We start from the raw sequence: 15798 nt of genomic DNA on the forward strand, positions 1-15798 counted from the left end.
GTCGTGACATCACGCTGGGCGGGCCACCGGGAGGGCGACGAGCGAGGGCACGAAGAAGCGGACGGTGCCCCGGGACCCGACTTCGCCCGCGCCGTCCTGCAGGCTCTCGGCGCCGGTGTCCTCACCCTCGACCCGTCCGCGCGCATCACCTCGGTGAATCCCTGGGCCGAGCACCTGCTGGGGCGCTCGGCGCCGGACATGATCGGACACGACGCGCACGACCTGCTGCACCGGCACGCCGACGGCAGTCCCGTGCCGCGCGAGCGGTGCGCGCTGCGCAACCCGCTGCACGGCGTCTTAGCCGAGGAGGGAAGCGAGGAGTACTTCCAGCGGGCGGACGGCACCACGGTACCGATCATCTGGGCCACCACCCCGCTGGTTAGGGACGGCCGGCCGGAAGGGCTCGTGCTGGTCTTCCACGACTTCAGCCTGCACCGAAGCGCCGCGGAGGAGACCGAGGCGCGCACCGCCGCCCTGGAGGCACTCACCACCCAACTGCACCTGGTGGCCGAGATCTCCACCGTACTGATCCCCTCCGAGCACACCTCCGCCACGCTCCGCCGTCTCCTGCGGCTGCTGGTGCCGGAGCTGGGCCAGTGGGCAGCGGTCGACGTCTACCAGGGGCAGTCGGACGTCCTGGAGCGGGTCGCGGTGCGCAGCGGCACACACCCGCACCGGGCGGGACGGCTGAGAGGGCCGGTGACCTCGCTGCCGGACCCGGCCCGCGCCGCGCTGACCAGGCTGATCAACAGTGACCGCCCCGCACCGCTGAGCGCCGAGGACGTGCTGCACGACCCGGGGAACCCCTTCACCGCCACTCACCGCGCGCTGTTCGAACGGCTCGGCGGCCACGCGGCCGTCGTCGTCCCGCTCCGCACCAGGCAACGGTCGTACGGGATTCTGACCGTGGCGAGGTCCGGGGACCATCCCGCCCACACCGAGGCCGAGGTCGCCCTGCTGGCCGACATCGGCCGCCGGGTCGGACTGGTCCTCGACAACGCCCGGCTCTACCACGAGCAGCAGAACGTCGCCGAGACCATGCAACGCCAGCTGCTGACACCCCTCCCGCAGGTCGACCACCTGCGCATGGCGGCCCGGTACTGGCCCGCCGAGAGCGCCATGGAGGTCGGCGGGGACTGGTACGACGCCTTTCTGCTCGCCGACGGTGTCATGGCCCTGGTCATCGGGGACGTGGTCGGGCACGACCTGCAGGCCGCCGCCCACATGGCCGAGGTCCGCAACATGCTGCGAGCCCTGGCCTGGGACCACCAGGAACCGCCGAGCGTGATCATGCGGCGCCTCGACGAGGCCGTGACCAACACCAGCGACGCCCCCATGGCCACGCTCGTCTTCGCCCGTGTCGTGGGCCCCGAGGGCGGCCCCTGGCAGCTGCACTGGGTCAACGCCGGACACCCGCCGCCCCTGCTGATCACGCGGGACGGGGAGACCCGCTTCCTGGAGGGCGGACACGGCCCGCTCATCGGCATGAGCGCCACCCTGCGCCTCGGTCTGGGCTGGCCCGACACACGTGAGGAACTCCCGCCGGAGAGCATCCTCCTGCTCTACACCGACGGTCTGGTGGAGAGCCGCGACCGCCCGATCGACCTCGGCATGGCCAAGCTCCGCCACCACGCCGGCGTCCTGGCCCGCCGGCTGGAGGGGCGGAGCATCGACGAGTACTGCGACGAGCTGCTCGACCGCATCACACCCCGCGGTGACGACGTCGCCCTGCTCGCCCTGCGTCTGCCCGCCGCCGGCGTCGGCGCCCCCGGGGACACCGCACCGCCTCCACCGCCCCAGTCCGCGCACAGCGAGGCCACCCCGGACCGGGCCGCTCCCGGCTCCCGCCGCCAGCAGCCCGAGGTGCGGGACCCGACACACGTCGACCCGGACGAGTGGAGGGCGGACGAGTAGCGGGCAGAGGGGGGTGCGTGGGGACGCGTTCACGTGCCCGCCCTGCTCCCGTACTCGTCCGGCGGCGTGCTGCGTGCGGTGGCTGAGCGGGTGCGTTCGACTTCTGTGGGACGCGGCGGCTTCCGGAGGGTGCCGGGGCGTCCCTCCCACCCACCGGCCCGCCGCACGGCCGGGCCCCCGACCCACGGAGGGCGCATGCCCATCTGCACCACTCGCGACGGCGTCGACATCTTCTACAAGGACTGGGGCCGGGGCCGTCCGGTCGTGCTCATCCACGGCTGGCCGCTGAACGGCGACGCCTGGCAGGACCAGCTCAAGGCGGTGGCCGACGCCGGCTACCGCGGCATCGCCCACGACCGCCGCGGTCACGGCCGTTCCACGCCGGTCTACGACGGCTACGACTTCGACACCTTCGCCGACGACCTGCACGACCTGATCACCGCCCTCGACCTGCGCGACGTCACCCTCGTCGCACACTCCATGGGCGGCGGGGAACTGGCCCGCTACATCGGCCGGCACGGCACCGAGCGGGTCCGCTCCGTGGTCCTGCTCTCCGCGATCACGCCGTTGATGCTGCGGGGGCCGGACAACCCCGAGGGCGTTCCGCAGTCGGTGTTCGACGGTCTCAAGGCCGGCATCATCGCGGAACGCTCGCAGTTCTGGCAGGACACCGCGGTCGGCTTCTTCTCCGCCGACCGCGACGGCGGCCAGGTCACGCGGGGCAACAAGGACGCCTTCTGGTACATGGCGATGGCGCAGACCATCCAGGGCGGCGTCGACTGCGTGGACGCGTTCGGCACCACCGACTTCCACGAGGACCTGAAGAAGTTCGACGTCCCGACCCTCGTCGTCCACGGCGACGACGACCGGATCGTCCCCATCGACGCCACGGGCCGCAAGACCGCCCGGCTCGTGGAGGGCGCGGAGCTGAAGGTCTACGAGCGGGCCTCCCACGGCATCGCCATGGTGCCCGGCGACAAGGAGAGGTTCAACGCGGACCTCCTGACGTTCCTCGAGAGGTAACCCCGACACCCGGCCCTGACCCTCGACCCCGACCCCCGATCCCCGACCGGCCGCGCCTCGCTCACCCGAGCGGCGCGGCCGTCGTCGGTCATGGGCCGGACCCGCGTGGGTCGAGCCGCCGAAACGAGGCACGGAAACCGGTGGGCGCGCGCGGCGGCTCGCCCGTCCGAGGCACCCGAACGGGCGAGATCGGCACCTGCTCCAGTAAGTCCCGCGCTCCGGCCGCGCCCGGCCGGCCCCGGCCGACACGGTGGTCCACCGCCCCGGTCCGTCGGCGCCGACTGCCGTACCACCCAAGAAAGTTGACGGACCGAGGCGTCCGGTCGCACCCGCCGGCCATCGGACGGTGGACGGGGACCGCGAGGGCTCCCTCACCGGACGGTCCGTCACCCGGCTGAGCGCCTTGAGTGGTGCGAGACGGACGACTGGCTGACGGTAAATCACGTCGGGGCCGGGTCACCTCAGCTGACGAAGCACCAGCTGCCCGGTCGTGACGGAAGGAACCTCAGATGCGTTCTGCTCACATGCTCCTGACCACAGCGGCGGCCTCGGCCGTCCTCGTCCTCGGCGCACCCGGCGCCTACGCGGCGGTCGGAGGCGACTGGGACCACGACGACTCTTCCTACAGCAAGGAGCACGACAACGGAGGCAAGCACGAGAAGCCGCGTGGCGGAATGCACACGGGTGGCGGTGCGCTGACCGCGGTGAACGAGGGTGACTGGGAGGGCGGCTCCAAGCAGGGCTCGGAGACCCACAAGCAGGACGAGGGTGAGAAGTCCTGGGGCGGCGGTGAGCACGAGAAGCCGCGCGGCGGCATGCACACGGGTGGCGGTGCGCTGACCGCGGTGAACGAGGGTGACTGGGAGGGCGGCTCCAAGCAGGGCTCGGAGACCCACAAGCAGGACGAGGGTGAGAAGTCCTGGGGCGGCGGTGAGCACGAGAAGCCGCGCGGCGGCATGCACACCGGAGGCGGCGGGCTGGACGCGCCGACCACGACCGCGGGCGGACTGGCCGTCCTGGCCGTCGCCGGGACCGGTCTGTACGCCGTCCGACGCAGGAAGTCGGCTCACGGAACGGCCTGAGCCGTGCCGGGCGAGATAGCAGTCGGGCCGCCGCCCAGGCACCGCGTGGCGGCCCGGCTCGCTTCCCCCAACCCGTCCGCCCGTGACCCAGTGAGGTGGTCCTCGATGGCAGTCCCCCCTTCCCCCGCCGACGACGAGCCGGCGCCGACCGGGTCCCGCTCGGGCATGACGGTGCTGTTGGCCGTGGCCCTGCTGGTCCTGGCGGTGAGCCTGATCGGCGGCAACGACACCTCGGCCGACTCCTCCCGCCCGCCGCTCGCCGCGCAGCCCGGCGCGTCCGCCCCGTCGGCCCCGCCCGCCTCGGGCGAGCCGGAGACGGACCTGCCACGGTCGAAGCCGGTACGCCTGCGCATCCCGGAGATCTCCGTCGACGCGCCCTTCACCGACCTCGCCATCGGCGCGAACGGACAGCTCCAGGCCCCGCCCCCGGACGACACCAACCTCGTCGGCTGGTACGCCAAGGGCGCATCCCCCGGGGAGGAGGGCACCTCGATCATCGCCGGGCACGTGGACACCAAGACGTCGGCGGCCGTCTTCGCCCGCCTCGGCCAACTGGAGGAGGGCGACGTCTTCCACGTCGAGAGAGCCGACGGACGCAAGGCCTCCTTCGTGGTCGACGACGTGGAGACCTTCGACAAGGACGACTTCCCCAGCAAGCGCGTGTACGGCGACGGGGACCGGGCCGAGGTACGGCTCATCACCTGCGCGGGCGACTACGACCGCAAGGCCAAGGACTACACGGACAACCTGGTGGTCTTCGCACACCTCACCTGAGTCCCGCACGCGCCGCCCCGGCGCCGCCCGGTCACCCGCGCAGTGCATACGAGTCGCGCGCCCGCGGGGCCGGGCACAGGATCGAGGCACGCCGGCGTCGTATCACCGCGGCCGATGTTCAGTTCCGCCCCCGCGAAGGAGATGTGCGCAGGATGACCACCACATCCACCCCTGTTACCGAACCGCTGACGCGACAGGTGTCGCACCATGTCTCCCAGTCGGTGTTCGACGGCTCCAGACTCCGGGTCGTCCTGCTGGTGGAGGTCTACGACGGGGCCCAGCAGCAGTTCCTCGAGACGTACGAGCAGCTGCGCAGCCACGTCGAGTCCGTTCCCGGGCACCTCGGCGAGCAGCTGTGCCAGTCCATCGAGAACCCCTCCCAGTGGCTCATCACCAGCGAGTGGGAGAGTGCCCCGCCCTTCCTGAACTGGGTGAGCAGCGAAGAGCACGTGCGGATGGTGAAGCCGCTGCACAGCTGCGTCCGGGACACCAGGTCGCTGCGCTTCCACGTCGTCCGCGAGACGAGCCACCCGGCGGCGGGTGACGGGACCGCCCGGGGCGGACTCCAGACGTCGCCCCGGATCGGTGACGGAGTGATCCGGCACGCGCTCACCTTCACGGTGAAGCCGGGCAGCGAGGAAGCGGTCGGGAAGATCCTCGCCGACTACGCCTCGCCCGAGCCGCGGGTCGACGACACCACACGGCTGTGCCGTACCTCCCTGTTCCTGCACGGCAACCGGGTGGTGCGGGCCATCGAGGTGCGCGGCGACCTGCTCGCGGCCCTGCGGCACGTGGCCGAGCAGCCCGAGGTGCGGGCCGTCGAGGAGGCCATCAACCCGTATCTGGAGCAGGACCGGGACCTCGGCGACCCGGAGTCCGCCCGGGTGTTCTACACGCGGGCGGCGCTGCCCGCCGTCCACCATGTGACCGCGGGGCAGGAGGATCCGGCGGCGCGGCGGCACGCGTTGTCGTACCCGGCCCGGCCGGGCCGCGGCATGCGGCTGGCCCAACTGCTCGCCGACCGCGACGAGGCGGCGGCGGACGATCCGCGCAGCCCGGTCCTGTGCAGCACGATCTTCCAGCGCGACGACGTAGTGGTACGGCTGGTCGACGTACGAGGCGGTCTCGACGCCGGCGACCCGGCGCTTTCCCTCGGGCTCACGGACCCCGGACAGGTGGCCGAGCTGACGACACTCCTGGACGACCCCGCCGGTGGCGACGCCTCCGCGCCGACGGGCGGTGACCTCGCCCGCGCTCTCCGGGGCGCTCGCATGCGACTCGTCACCGACCGCCGCGCGCCGGACGCCTGATCCGCCCCGCTCACGGCACGCACACGTCGGCCGCCGGACCGCGCGCAGCGGTCCGGCGGCCGACGTGCCGCGTCTCCCGGTCAGCTCACTCGGGCACCGTGCAGTCGAACGCGTGCAGGTAGGGGTTGACCGGGCGGATGTCGTCGATGACGAGGCCCGCGTCGGTCAGCCGGCCGACCATGCTGTCGGTGGTGTGCTTCGCACCGCCCACGTTGAGGAGCAGCAGCAGGTCCATGGCGGTGCTGAACCGCATCGAGGGCGTGTCGTCGACGAGGTTCTCGATGACCACGACGCGCGCCCCGGGCCCGCCCGCCGCCATGACGTTGCGCAGGGCACGGGCGGTGCTGTCGTCGTCCCACTCCAGGATGTTCTTGATGATGTACACATCGGCCTGGACGGGGACGGCCACCCGGCAGTCGCCCGGCACGATCCGCACCCGGTCCGCGAGCGATCCGCCCTCGCGCAGCCGCGGGTCGGCGTTCTCCACCACCCGCGGCAGGTCGAGCAGGGTGCCGTGCATCGACGGGTACTTCTCCAGCAGGCTCGCCACCACGTGCCCCTGGCCGCCGCCGATGTCCGCGACCGACGTGCTCCCCGACAGGTCGAGGAGCGCCGCGACGTCCTGGGCCGACTGCCGGCTGGAGGTGGTCATGGCGCGGTTGAAGACCTCGGCCGACTCGGGAGCGTCCTCGTTGAGGTAGGTGAAGAACTCCTTGCCGTACAGGCCCTCGACGACGTTGTGGCCGGTGCGCACCGCCTCGTCGAGCTGGGGCCACGCGTCCCAGGTCCACGGCTCGGTGCACCACAGGGTGATGTAGCGCAGGCTGTGCGGGTCGTCCTCCCGCAGCAGCAGGGACATGTCGGTGTGCGTGAACGTCCCGTCCTTCCGCTCGGCGAAGACGCCGTAGCAGGTCAGGGCACGCAGCAGCCGGCGCAGCGGCCTGGGCTCGGTCTTCACCGAGGCCGCGAGGTCCTCCACGGCCATGGGGGTGTCGCCGAGCGCGTCGGCGACACCGAGCCGGGCGGCCGCGCGGAGGGCGGCGGCACATGCCGCCCCGAACGCGAGCTCCCTCAGCCGCATGGGCGGGGGAGGGGCAGTCTGTGCGGTCGTCATGTGCCGCTTTCCTTCCTGCTTCGGTCCACGGGTGGCTACGGCCGGCCGGTCAGCACAGTCCCGCGGGCTTGGAGGCCCCGCAGGTGTTGCCTTCGAAGGTGTTGGTCTTGGCGGTGTCCCCGGTCTCGGGGTGGACGAGGTCGGCGGGCGAGTTGTCGCGCAGCCTGTTGCCGTTGACCTCGTTGTCCGAGTTGCCGGTGCCCACCATGCTCTTGGCCAGGACGATGCCGCCCGACATCGACGACTTGCCGGCGTTGCCCTCGACCGTGTTGTCGGCGACCAGGACCTTCTCGACGCCGGTCAGCACGATGCCCGAACCCTGCAGCGCCTCCAGCCGGTCGGTCTTCGGGCAGGACTTGTTGTTGCGCACGACGTAGTTGTCGCGCACGACCAGGTCGCCGGCCTTGGGCTTGTTCTCGTCGCCGACGACGAACACGCCGGCGCAGTTGCCGCCGATGTAGTTGTCCGCGACGGCGAGGTTGCGCAGGCGCCGGACGGTGACGCCGATCCGGTTGCCCTCGACCCGGTTGTGCTCGACGACCGTGCCCTCGGTGTCCGCGGCGCCTTCCTCGGCCTTGATGGTGTTGGCGAGGAAGATGCCGGCGTCGCCGTTGTCGCGGGCGGTGTTGTCCCGGAAGGTGCCGTGGATCGACCGCTCCTGGGCGATGCCCCAGACGCCGTTCTTCACCGCCGTCACGTTCCGCACCGTGAGCCCGTCGGTGCCCATCGAGAACAGGCCGGTGCGCTTGAAGCCGGTCACCGTCAGGTTGGCGACGGTGACGCCCTTGACGTTCTCGTCCTTCGTCCCGATCACACAGATGCCGTTGCCGCCCTCGGCACAGGTGTTGTCGGTGGCCTTCTCCGTGCTCGGCTTGATGACCGCGCCGCGGCCCAGGCCGCGCAGGGTGAGCCCGGGCGTGCTCACCTTGACGCTCTCGTGGTACGTGCCGGGTGTGACGAGAACGGTGTCGCCGGGGTCGGCAGCGTCCACTGCCTTCTGGATCGATTCGCCGGGGTGGACCACGTGGGTCATGTGGCCGGCGGACGCCGGAGCCGCACCGAGCCCCGTTCCGATCATCGCTGCGGTGCACACCAGGTACACGACATGGCATTTCTTCATATTCAGCACGTTATGCCCGAAAGATTCTCGCACGGGAGGGATGAGCCATCCGACGGCGTGTCATGAACGGACGGTGAACCGGTGGTTCTTGGGCAGACGGCGTAAGTGATCTTCATGTCGGCCCCAGGGAGGAATGACCACCGTGACCGTGCCTGAACGCCGCATACGCCCGCGACGCCCGGGACGCCGCTTCGACCTCCGCGCGACGGCCATGCTCTTCGGGCTCGCCGCCGTCGGCCTGAGCGTCGTGGGATGGGTCGTGCGGATGGCGCTCGACGTCGCGGAGCGGCGCCCCGCCTGGGCCGTCGTCCTGGTGCTCGGGGGAGTGGTGGCAGGCATCGTCTGCTTGCGCAGGAGAGCCGGGTTCTCCCCGAGGAGAGTGGCGCGCCGGGCCACGGGCGCCCTGGAGGAGGCCACGGCCACGGCCCTGGACGCACTGGAGACGCCGACGGCCGCGCCGGCACAGGAGGCGCACGGCGTCGAGGAGTCCGCGACGGAGGCGGTCGCCGACCACGAGCGGCTCAGCCCCGACGAGTTCGAGCAGGCGATAGCCGATCTGTGCGTACGGGACGGCTGCGCCGAGGTGGAGGTCGTGGGCGGAGCGGGCGACCTCGGCGCGGATGTCGTGGCGATGGCTCCCGACGGCCGCCGCGTCGTCATCCAGTGCAAGCGCTACGACGACGAGAACAAGGTCGGCTCCCAGGACCTCCAGCGCTTCGGCGGTACCTGCTTCACCGTCCACGAGGCCGACGTCGCGGTCGTCGTCACCAGCAGCGACTTCACTGCTCCGGCCGCCGAGTACGCCGAACAGTGCGGAATACTCTGCGTGAACGAGAACCAACTGCGTGACTGGAGCGAGGGGCTGGGGCCGCCGCCGTGGGCTCCGAGCGACCTCGTGGAGGAAGAGGCGGAACCCGCGGACCGGTACTCCCGGTGACCTGCCGTGTCCTGCCCGCCCCGCCGTCGGCCCGGGAAGGGCGGATCTTTCGCCGTCCAGTGGCAACCTTGTCATCATGGGCAAGACCGCGCTGATCGTCATCGACATGATCAACACCTACGATCACGAGGACGCCGACTCGCTGATTCCCGCCGTGGAGTCCGTGCTCCCGGCGCAGACCGGCCTGCTGCAGCGGGCGCGGCGGCAGGGCGTCCCCGTGATCTACGTCAACGACAACTTCGGGGAGTGGCGTTCGCACCACGGTGAGATCGTCGACAAGGCCCTCTCGGGACCGCACGCCCGCCTCGTCGAGCCGCTGCGTCCCGACGACGCCTCCCTCTTCGTGGTCAAGGCACGCCACTCGATCTTCTACGAGACGCCGTTGACGTATCTGCTCCACCAACAGGGGATCGACCGGCTGGTGCTGTGCGGACAGGTGACCGAACAGTGCGTGCTCTACTCGGCGCTCGACGCCCACATCCGCCACTTGCAGGTCATCGTTCCGCGCGACGCGGTCGCCCACATCCACGCCGACCTCGCGGACGCCGCGCTGCGCATGATGCAGCGGAACATGGGCGCCCGGCTGTGCGACAGCGGCGAGTTGTGGACGTGAGGCGATCCGCTGACGCGGGCCCCCGCCGGTCCCGGCCCGTCAGTTCCGGAGGCTGCGCGCGGGCAGGATGACCTGCGCGGCCGACGTGAGCGTGTCCTCGTCGTTCGCGAAGGCGGCGACCGCCTCGCCGTCGCCGGGCTCCCCGTCGGACCAGGGGCGCGTGGCGAAGATCAGGCAGGCGTACCCGCGCTTGTCCACCGCCGTACGCCACTCGGGCGTGGGGACGAACTGGGCGTTGACACCCGGCATGGTGAGTGCCGCCGCGCCCGGTACGACCAGCAGGCTGACCGGCAGGTTCGGCAGGCGTGTCGCGTCGAGGACACCGTCGCCCACGGAGAGTCCGGAGTGTCGCAGCAGCCGTTCGACGGCCGCCCGGGACGCCTCCGGGCCGCCCTCCCCGTCGCCGAGCGAGCAGGCGAGGAGGAAGGGGACGTCGCCGTCGGGGGTCTCACGGCTCCAGGACATGATGACGAGCGTGCCGAGGTCGGCGGTTCGCAGGGGGCGCGTGTCAGTTGAGATCGAGGTCACCGCGAAACCGTAAGGGCGCGCCGGGACGTCCCCGCCCGGCTCTCACTCGACTGGCGGACGTCGTCCCGTTTCTTCACACGAACGAGGGGTGCGCGCGCTCAGTGCCGCGACAGCCGGCTGCGGATGTCGTCGAAATGCCGGTGCATGAACCCCGCCTCCAGCGACATGGTGCCGATGTAGGTCCCGAAGCCGCTCCTGATCTCGACGATGTGCAGCGCCTGGAGGGACTGAGATCCTACGTCCCCATGCCCCGGGTGACAGGCGAGGTGCTGCCCGCCACCGCCCGGGGCGGAAACAGCACGACCTGGAGTACCGCATGCCCTTCCCCGCGCCGCTGCGAGGCGTCGTCCCCCCGCTCGTCACCCCCCTCACCCCGGCAGGGGAGGTGGACACCGCCTCGGTGCGCCGGCTCACCGAGCACCTGATCTCGGCCGGTGTGCACGGCCTGTTCCTGCTGGGGTCCAGCGGTGAGGCCGCCTACCTCACGGACGCCCAGCGGCTGACCGCCCTCGAGGCAGCCGTGGACACCGCGGCCGGCCGCGTCCCCGTATTGGCCGGGATCATCGACATGACCACCGCCCGGGTACTGGACCGGGCGGCCGACGCCGTACGGGTGGGCGCCGACGCGCTCGTGGCCACGGCGCCCTTCTACACCCGAACGCACCCCGTCGAGATCGCGGACCATTTCCGGCGGATCCGCGCGGGCGCCGACCTGCCGCTGTTCGCCTACGACATCCCGGTCGCCGTGCACACCAAGCTGCCCCGCGACGTGGTGCTCGGCCTGGCCGGCGACGGCACCCTCGCCGGGCTCAAGGACTCCAGCGGCGACGAGGGCTCCCTGCGCCGCCTCCTGGTCGAACTGCGCCGGCGCGCACCCCACTTCTCGGTGCTCACCGGCTCCGAACTCACCGTCGACTGCGCGCTGCTCGCGGGGGCCGACGGGGTGGTGCCCGGCCTGGGCAACGTCGACGCCCACGGCTACGTACGGCTCTACGAGGCCGCCCGCGCCGGCGACTGGGCCGCCGCCAGGGCCGAACAGGACCGGCTCGCCCTCCTGTTCGGCCTCACCGAGGCGGGCGATCCGGCCCTGATGGGCCCCAGCTCCGCCGCGCTGGGCGCCTTCAAGGCCGCCGCCCACCTGCTCGGCCACATCGACTGCGCGGCCACCGCGGCACCGCAGGTACCGCTCGACGAGACGGCCCTGGCCCGGATCCGCGGCCGACTGGCCGAGGCCGGCCTCCTGTGACACCGGGGGCACGGGCGACCGGCCCGCCCCCCCCGGCCCCGCCCCGCCGGCCCTGACGCGCGTCCCCCCCACCCGCATTGGATCCGTCATGTCATCTGCGCGCACCAACCCGACCGCCCTGCCCTGGTACCGCGAGATCTCCAGGGAGAAGTGGAAGTCGTTCTTCGCCGCCTGGATCGGTTACCTCCTCGACGGCTTCGACTTCGTCCTGATCACTCTCGTGCTGACCGAGATCGCCGACGACTTCGGACTGTCGACCGTCGAGTCCGCGAGCCTGGTCTCCGGGGCCTTCATCACCCGCTGGCTCGGCGGCGCCGTGCTCGGCGCGCTCGGCGACCGCTTCGGCCGCAAGAGCGCCATGGTGGCCAGCATCCTGCTGTACTCGATCGGTACCTTCGCCTGCGGCTTCGCCTGGGACTACACCAGCCTGTTCGCCGCCCGACTGCTGATCGGCATGGGCATGGCCGGCGAGTACAGCGCCAGCGCCACCTACGTCCTGGAGAGCTGGCCCGCCCGGCTGCGCAACCGCGCCTCGGGTTTCCTCATCTCCGGCTTCTCGCTGGGCGGCGTCCTGGCGGCCGAGGTCTACGAGCACGTGGTGCCGGGACACGGCTGGCGCTGGCTGTTCTACATCGGCCTGTTCCCCGTGGTCGTCGCGCTCTGGGTGCGGCGCGCGCTGCCCGAGGCCGACGACTGGGAGGCGCGGGTGGGGGCCACCGGTGAACGGCCGAACCCCTTCCGGCCGCTGTTCGCGGGCCCGCGCCGGGCCACGGTCAACACGGTCCTCGCCGTCGTCGCCACCGGATCGCTCTTCGCGGTGTTCACCCCGCTCGGCGCGGGGGCGGTGCCCGTCCTCTCGGTCGTCGCGGCGGCCTGTCTGACCGCGTTCGCCGTGCAATTGGGCGGACGCAGGCGGTGGCTGCTGTTCGTCGCGCTCTGCGTCACCGTCTTCTGCGCCTTCCTCTACAGCTGGCCGGTCCAGGCCCTGCTGCCCACGTACCTCAAGACCGAGCTCGGCTTCACCCCCGCGCAGGTCAGCGACGCGCTCTACTACGCCGGGTTCGGCACGATGGCGGGCTGCGTCGTCACCGGCTTCCTCGGTGACCGGTTCGGCACCCGCCGGGCCTACGCCTGCACCCTGCTGATCGGCATCGCCTTCGTCTTCCCCGTCTTCGCGATCCGGGACAGCCAGGTCGGGCTTGGCATCCTGCTCTTCCTCATGCTCGCCTGTACGCAGGGCATCTCGGGGCTGCTGCCCAAGTTCATCGCCGGGCACTTCCCGACCGAGACCCGGGCGGCCTCCCTGGGCTTCACCTACAACGTCGGAGCGCTGGGCGGCGCCGTCGCCCCGGTGCTCGGGGCCAAGCTGGCGTCGGCCATGTCCCTGGGGCAGTCGCTCGCGGTGCTGACGTTCTCGCTGACACTCGTCGTGATCCTGCTGATCGGCTTCGACGTCCCCAGCCGCCTCAACCGCCTCGTCGACCCGGAGGCGGTCCCGGACTACCTCGCCTCCGAGGCGGTGGTGGACAGCCCGCCTGCCATTCGGTCGGCGACGCCGGGCGGGTAGGGGGCGAGGGGTCGGCGAGGACGGTGGACCGTGTGCTCCGACCGGCGTAAGGAGGCGGTGGTCGGCGCGCACCCTCACCGTCACGTGGTGTAACAGTTTCTGTATGATCTGTAGACGAAATGCTCATAAGAGCGGCGTGCGCAGTTCGCGGGGTCGCAGGATCCGGACCGCGGTGGTGGTCCTGTTCGCCGCGACCGCACTGGGCACGCCCACCGCAGCGGCGGCCACGCCGTCGGTCCCCCTGCGTACCGACTGGGACGCCATCGCCGCCTGCGAGTCCGGCGGCAACTGGAAGGCCAACACCGGCAACGGCTACTACGGCGGCCTGCAGTTCGCGCGGTCGAGCTGGATCGCGGCCGGCGGCCTCAAGTACGCCCCGCGCGCCGATCTCGCCACCCGCGGGGAGCAGATCGCGGTGGCCGAACGCCTCGCCCGTCTTCAGGGAATGTCGGCCTGGGGCTGCGCCTGACGTTCCCGCCCGGCGGACCCGGGCAGAAGTAGTCATGTGAGCCGCCCGTCCGCACCAGGGTGAAGGAGGGCTCGGCAGCCATGGGACTTCTCCCCGGGAACAGCCGTCCCGCCCCGCGCGCACGGCTCGGCGACATGATCTTCTCCAGGGTGGCGGGGCCGGAGGGGCCCGGAAACCGTGCCCGCATCCACGACACACCGGGTCCACGCTGGTTCGGTCCCGAGCGGCCGATCAGACGGGTGCACGGGGACGCCTCGATGTTCATCGGGGGCCTGACCGCCCTGCTGCTCCAGTCCCTCCACCCCCTGGCCATGGCGGCCGTCGCCGCGCACTCCGGGTTCCGCGGCGACCCCTGGGGCCGGCTGCAGCGGACCAGCACCTTCCTGGCCGTCACCACCTATGGACCGGCCGACAGCGCACAGGAGGCGTGCGAGCGGGTACGGGCCGTGCACGACAGCGTGCGCGGCACCACCTCCGAGGGGCAGGCCTACGCCGCCGCGGATCCGCACCTGCTGTGCTGGGTGCACGTCGCCGAGGTCGACAGCTTCCTGCGCGCCCACCAGCGCTACGGCGCCCGGCCCCTCGACGACGACGAGTGCGACGCGTACGTGGCCGACGCGGCGCGCATCGCCACCGCGCTCGGCGTCCCCGACCCGCCCGTGGACCGCGCCGGACTCACGGAGCGACTGGCCGCCTACCGCGGCGAACTGCGCGCGACCGGCGAGGCGCGCAGCACCGCGCGGTTCCTGCTGCTCAATCCGCCCGTGCCGCTGCTCGCGCGCCTCCCGTACGCGGTCATCGCCGCCAACGCGGTCTCGCTCCTGCCGGGCTGGGCCTCGCGCGCCCTGTGGCTGCCCCGCGTCCCTCCGGCCGAGGGTGTGTGCGTACGCCCGCTCGGCGTGGCCGTGACCGCCGGAATCCGCTGGGCGCTCACTCCGCCCCGCGACGCCGCGTAGTCCCGGGCCGGCTTCCCGGGCTCCCCGGTCGTCACCGACGGGACCGTCAGTCTCCCGGCCCGGGATCCGGCCGCACCGGCGTACGGATGCCGGCTCGGGCCGCCTCCAGCTGCGCGGCGAACGCGATGCCGAGGAAGAGCGCCACGGCGGTGAGGTTCGCCCACAGCAGCAGCGCGATGAAGGCGGTCAGCGGACCGTAGACGGCACCGAAGGCGCCGCTGTGCCCGACGTACAGCGCGAGCAGCCAGGTCGCCGAGATCCACAGCACGAGGTGGACCGCAGAGCCGAAGGCCAGCCAGGTGTAGCCGGGCTGGTCGCGGCGGGGCGACCAGCGCAGGATCACCGCCGAGGCGACCCAGGCCAGCAGCAGTCCCGCCGGCAACTCCAGCACGCTCCACCACCCGGTGCCGCCGTCCCGGTCGCCGACGGAGCGGGCCACGGCGTCCCCGACGGCCTCACCGGCGACGAGCACGAGGAACCCCAGCACCATGGGCAGGCCGGCGGTGAGCGCGAGCACCAGCGCCCTCGCGTACTTGCGGTGGACGGGGCGGTCGCGCTCGATGCCGTAGATGCGGTTGGCGCCGCGCTCGATCTGGCCCATGGCCGAAGCGAGGTTCAGTACGGCGAACGCCAGTCCCAGCCACAGTGCGAGCGTGCTCCACGCGTCACTGTCGGCACTGCGTCGGGTGCCCTCGAACGCCTTCTCCACGACGTCGGCGCTGGCGCCCGGCACGATCCGGCCGAGGGTGAGCTCGATGACCCGTCCCACACCCTCGGTGTGGACCGACGTGGCGAGGCCGACGAGCACGATGGTGAACGGGACCAGGCCGAGCACCACCTGGAAGGCGAGGGCCCGCGCGTTGGTGAAACCGTCCGCGTAACGGAACCGGGCGAAGGAGTCGGTCAGCAGCCGCAGGCCGCCGTACCGGCGCAGGGCGGTCAGGGCTTCGTCGCCGGAGAGTTCGTCTCCGAGCATGTCCCGGGTCTGCGGGACGTGAACGGCGGTTCCCACGGTGCGGCTGCTCCTCGTGTCGGGGCGGGACGGGCGAGGCGGAGGTCCTCCACCCGTGCGCATGCCCCGTGAACGAGCCGGCAGCGCGCACGGGACGACCTCGCACCCCGACGGCGTCGCCGTGTTGACCGGG

The 15798-nt window shown here is 72.0% G+C and carries 15 protein-coding genes; 11 read left to right on the plus strand and 4 right to left on the minus strand.

Annotated elements, in window-relative coordinates:
• The first annotated feature begins 3 nt into the window (after positions 1–3).
• The 5 genes from RI578_RS36540 (at position 4) to RI578_RS36560 (ending at position 6103) form a co-directional block, all read left to right on the plus strand.
• Positions 4–1914 carry a SpoIIE family protein phosphatase gene (locus RI578_RS36540; RefSeq protein WP_310875085.1) on the plus strand — a complete coding sequence of 637 codons (1911 nt, stop codon included), beginning with the start codon at positions 4–6 and terminating at the stop codon, positions 1912–1914.
• Between the two features lie 195 nt (positions 1915–2109).
• The gene (locus RI578_RS36545; RefSeq protein ID WP_310875086.1) at positions 2110–2937 is read left to right on the plus strand and encodes an alpha/beta hydrolase; all 828 of its coding nucleotides are present in this window, start codon (positions 2110–2112) and stop codon (positions 2935–2937) included.
• A gap of 509 nt (positions 2938–3446) precedes the next feature.
• Positions 3447–4019, plus strand: a complete 573-nt coding sequence (locus RI578_RS36550; RefSeq protein WP_310875087.1) for a hypothetical protein — start codon at positions 3447–3449, stop codon at positions 4017–4019.
• Positions 4020–4124: 105 nt separating this feature from the next.
• Complete coding sequence (locus RI578_RS36555) at positions 4125–4793, plus strand: class F sortase (protein ID WP_310875088.1); 669 nt, start codon at positions 4125–4127, stop codon at positions 4791–4793.
• Positions 4794–4945: 152 nt separating this feature from the next.
• Positions 4946–6103 carry a SchA/CurD-like domain-containing protein gene (locus RI578_RS36560; RefSeq protein WP_310875089.1) on the plus strand — a complete coding sequence of 386 codons (1158 nt, stop codon included), beginning with the start codon at positions 4946–4948 and terminating at the stop codon, positions 6101–6103.
• A gap of 85 nt (positions 6104–6188) precedes the next feature.
• Here the strand turns inward: RI578_RS36560 and RI578_RS36565 are convergent, their stop codons facing one another.
• Positions 6189–7217 carry a methyltransferase gene (locus RI578_RS36565; protein ID WP_310875090.1) on the minus strand — a complete coding sequence of 343 codons (1029 nt, stop codon included), beginning with the start codon at positions 7215–7217 and terminating at the stop codon, positions 6189–6191.
• 49 nt (positions 7218–7266) lie between these two features.
• Positions 7267–8337 (minus strand): right-handed parallel beta-helix repeat-containing protein, encoded by a 1071-nt coding sequence (locus tag RI578_RS36570; protein WP_310875091.1) that lies wholly within the window; start codon positions 8335–8337, stop codon positions 7267–7269.
• Between the two features lie 142 nt (positions 8338–8479).
• Between RI578_RS36570 and RI578_RS36575 the strand changes: the two genes are divergently transcribed.
• Positions 8480–9274 (plus strand): restriction endonuclease, encoded by a 795-nt coding sequence (locus tag RI578_RS36575; protein ID WP_310875957.1) that lies wholly within the window; start codon positions 8480–8482, stop codon positions 9272–9274.
• A 76-nt stretch (positions 9275–9350) separates the two neighbouring features.
• On the plus strand, positions 9351–9887 hold the full coding sequence (locus RI578_RS36580; RefSeq protein WP_310875092.1) for an isochorismatase family cysteine hydrolase: 537 nt from the start codon (positions 9351–9353) through the stop codon (positions 9885–9887).
• 39 nt (positions 9888–9926) lie between these two features.
• On the opposite strand, the gene RI578_RS36585 is transcribed toward RI578_RS36580, so the two are convergent.
• Positions 9927–10415: a DUF5949 family protein gene (locus RI578_RS36585; protein WP_310875093.1), complete on the minus strand. Its 489-nt coding sequence runs from the start codon at positions 10413–10415 to the stop codon at positions 9927–9929.
• A 316-nt stretch (positions 10416–10731) separates the two neighbouring features.
• On the opposite strand from RI578_RS36585, the gene RI578_RS36590 reads away from it, so the two are divergent.
• The 4 genes from RI578_RS36590 to RI578_RS36605 all read left to right on the plus strand — a co-directional run bounded on the left by RI578_RS36590 (position 10732) and on the right by RI578_RS36605 (position 14653).
• Positions 10732–11661 carry a dihydrodipicolinate synthase family protein gene (locus tag RI578_RS36590; protein ID WP_310875094.1) on the plus strand — a complete coding sequence of 310 codons (930 nt, stop codon included), beginning with the start codon at positions 10732–10734 and terminating at the stop codon, positions 11659–11661.
• Positions 11662–11749: 88 nt separating this feature from the next.
• Complete coding sequence (locus RI578_RS36595; RefSeq protein ID WP_310875095.1) at positions 11750–13228, plus strand: sialate:H+ symport family MFS transporter; 1479 nt, start codon at positions 11750–11752, stop codon at positions 13226–13228.
• A gap of 103 nt (positions 13229–13331) precedes the next feature.
• The gene (locus RI578_RS36600) at positions 13332–13697 is read left to right on the plus strand and encodes a transglycosylase family protein (RefSeq protein WP_310875096.1); all 366 of its coding nucleotides are present in this window, start codon (positions 13332–13334) and stop codon (positions 13695–13697) included.
• 80 nt (positions 13698–13777) lie between these two features.
• Positions 13778–14653, plus strand: a complete 876-nt coding sequence (locus RI578_RS36605; protein WP_310875097.1) for an oxygenase MpaB family protein — start codon at positions 13778–13780, stop codon at positions 14651–14653.
• Positions 14654–14699: 46 nt separating this feature from the next.
• Here the strand turns inward: RI578_RS36605 and RI578_RS36610 are convergent, their stop codons facing one another.
• Positions 14700–15665 (minus strand): YihY/virulence factor BrkB family protein, encoded by a 966-nt coding sequence (locus RI578_RS36610; protein WP_310875098.1) that lies wholly within the window; start codon positions 15663–15665, stop codon positions 14700–14702.
• Between the last annotated feature and the right edge of the window lie 133 nt (positions 15666–15798).

Origin of the sequence: Streptomyces sp. BB1-1-1 (assembly GCF_031597775.1) — a bacterium.
GTDB classification, from domain to species: Bacteria; Actinomycetota; Actinomycetes; order Streptomycetales; family Streptomycetaceae; genus Streptomyces; species Streptomyces thinghirensis.

Coding starts and splice junctions, on each gene's coding strand:
- RI578_RS36560 (WP_310875089.1), top strand. CDS start 4,946: ATGACCACCACATCCACCCCTGTTACCGAACCGCTGACGCGACAGGTG.
- RI578_RS36580 (WP_310875092.1), top strand. CDS start 9,351: ATGGGCAAGACCGCGCTGATCGTCATCGACATGATCAACACCTACGAT.
- RI578_RS36595 (WP_310875095.1), top strand. CDS start 11,750: ATGTCATCTGCGCGCACCAACCCGACCGCCCTGCCCTGGTACCGCGAG.
- RI578_RS36545 (WP_310875086.1), top strand. CDS start 2,110: ATGCCCATCTGCACCACTCGCGACGGCGTCGACATCTTCTACAAGGAC.
- RI578_RS36590 (WP_310875094.1), top strand. CDS start 10,732: ATGCCCTTCCCCGCGCCGCTGCGAGGCGTCGTCCCCCCGCTCGTCACC.
- RI578_RS36570 (WP_310875091.1), bottom strand. CDS start 8,337: ATGAAGAAATGCCATGTCGTGTACCTGGTGTGCACCGCAGCGATGATC.
- RI578_RS36550 (WP_310875087.1), top strand. CDS start 3,447: ATGCGTTCTGCTCACATGCTCCTGACCACAGCGGCGGCCTCGGCCGTC.
- RI578_RS36555 (WP_310875088.1), top strand. CDS start 4,125: ATGGCAGTCCCCCCTTCCCCCGCCGACGACGAGCCGGCGCCGACCGGG.
- RI578_RS36600 (WP_310875096.1), top strand. CDS start 13,332: ATGATCTGTAGACGAAATGCTCATAAGAGCGGCGTGCGCAGTTCGCGG.
- RI578_RS36605 (WP_310875097.1), top strand. CDS start 13,778: ATGGGACTTCTCCCCGGGAACAGCCGTCCCGCCCCGCGCGCACGGCTC.
- RI578_RS36565 (WP_310875090.1), bottom strand. CDS start 7,217: ATGACGACCGCACAGACTGCCCCTCCCCCGCCCATGCGGCTGAGGGAG.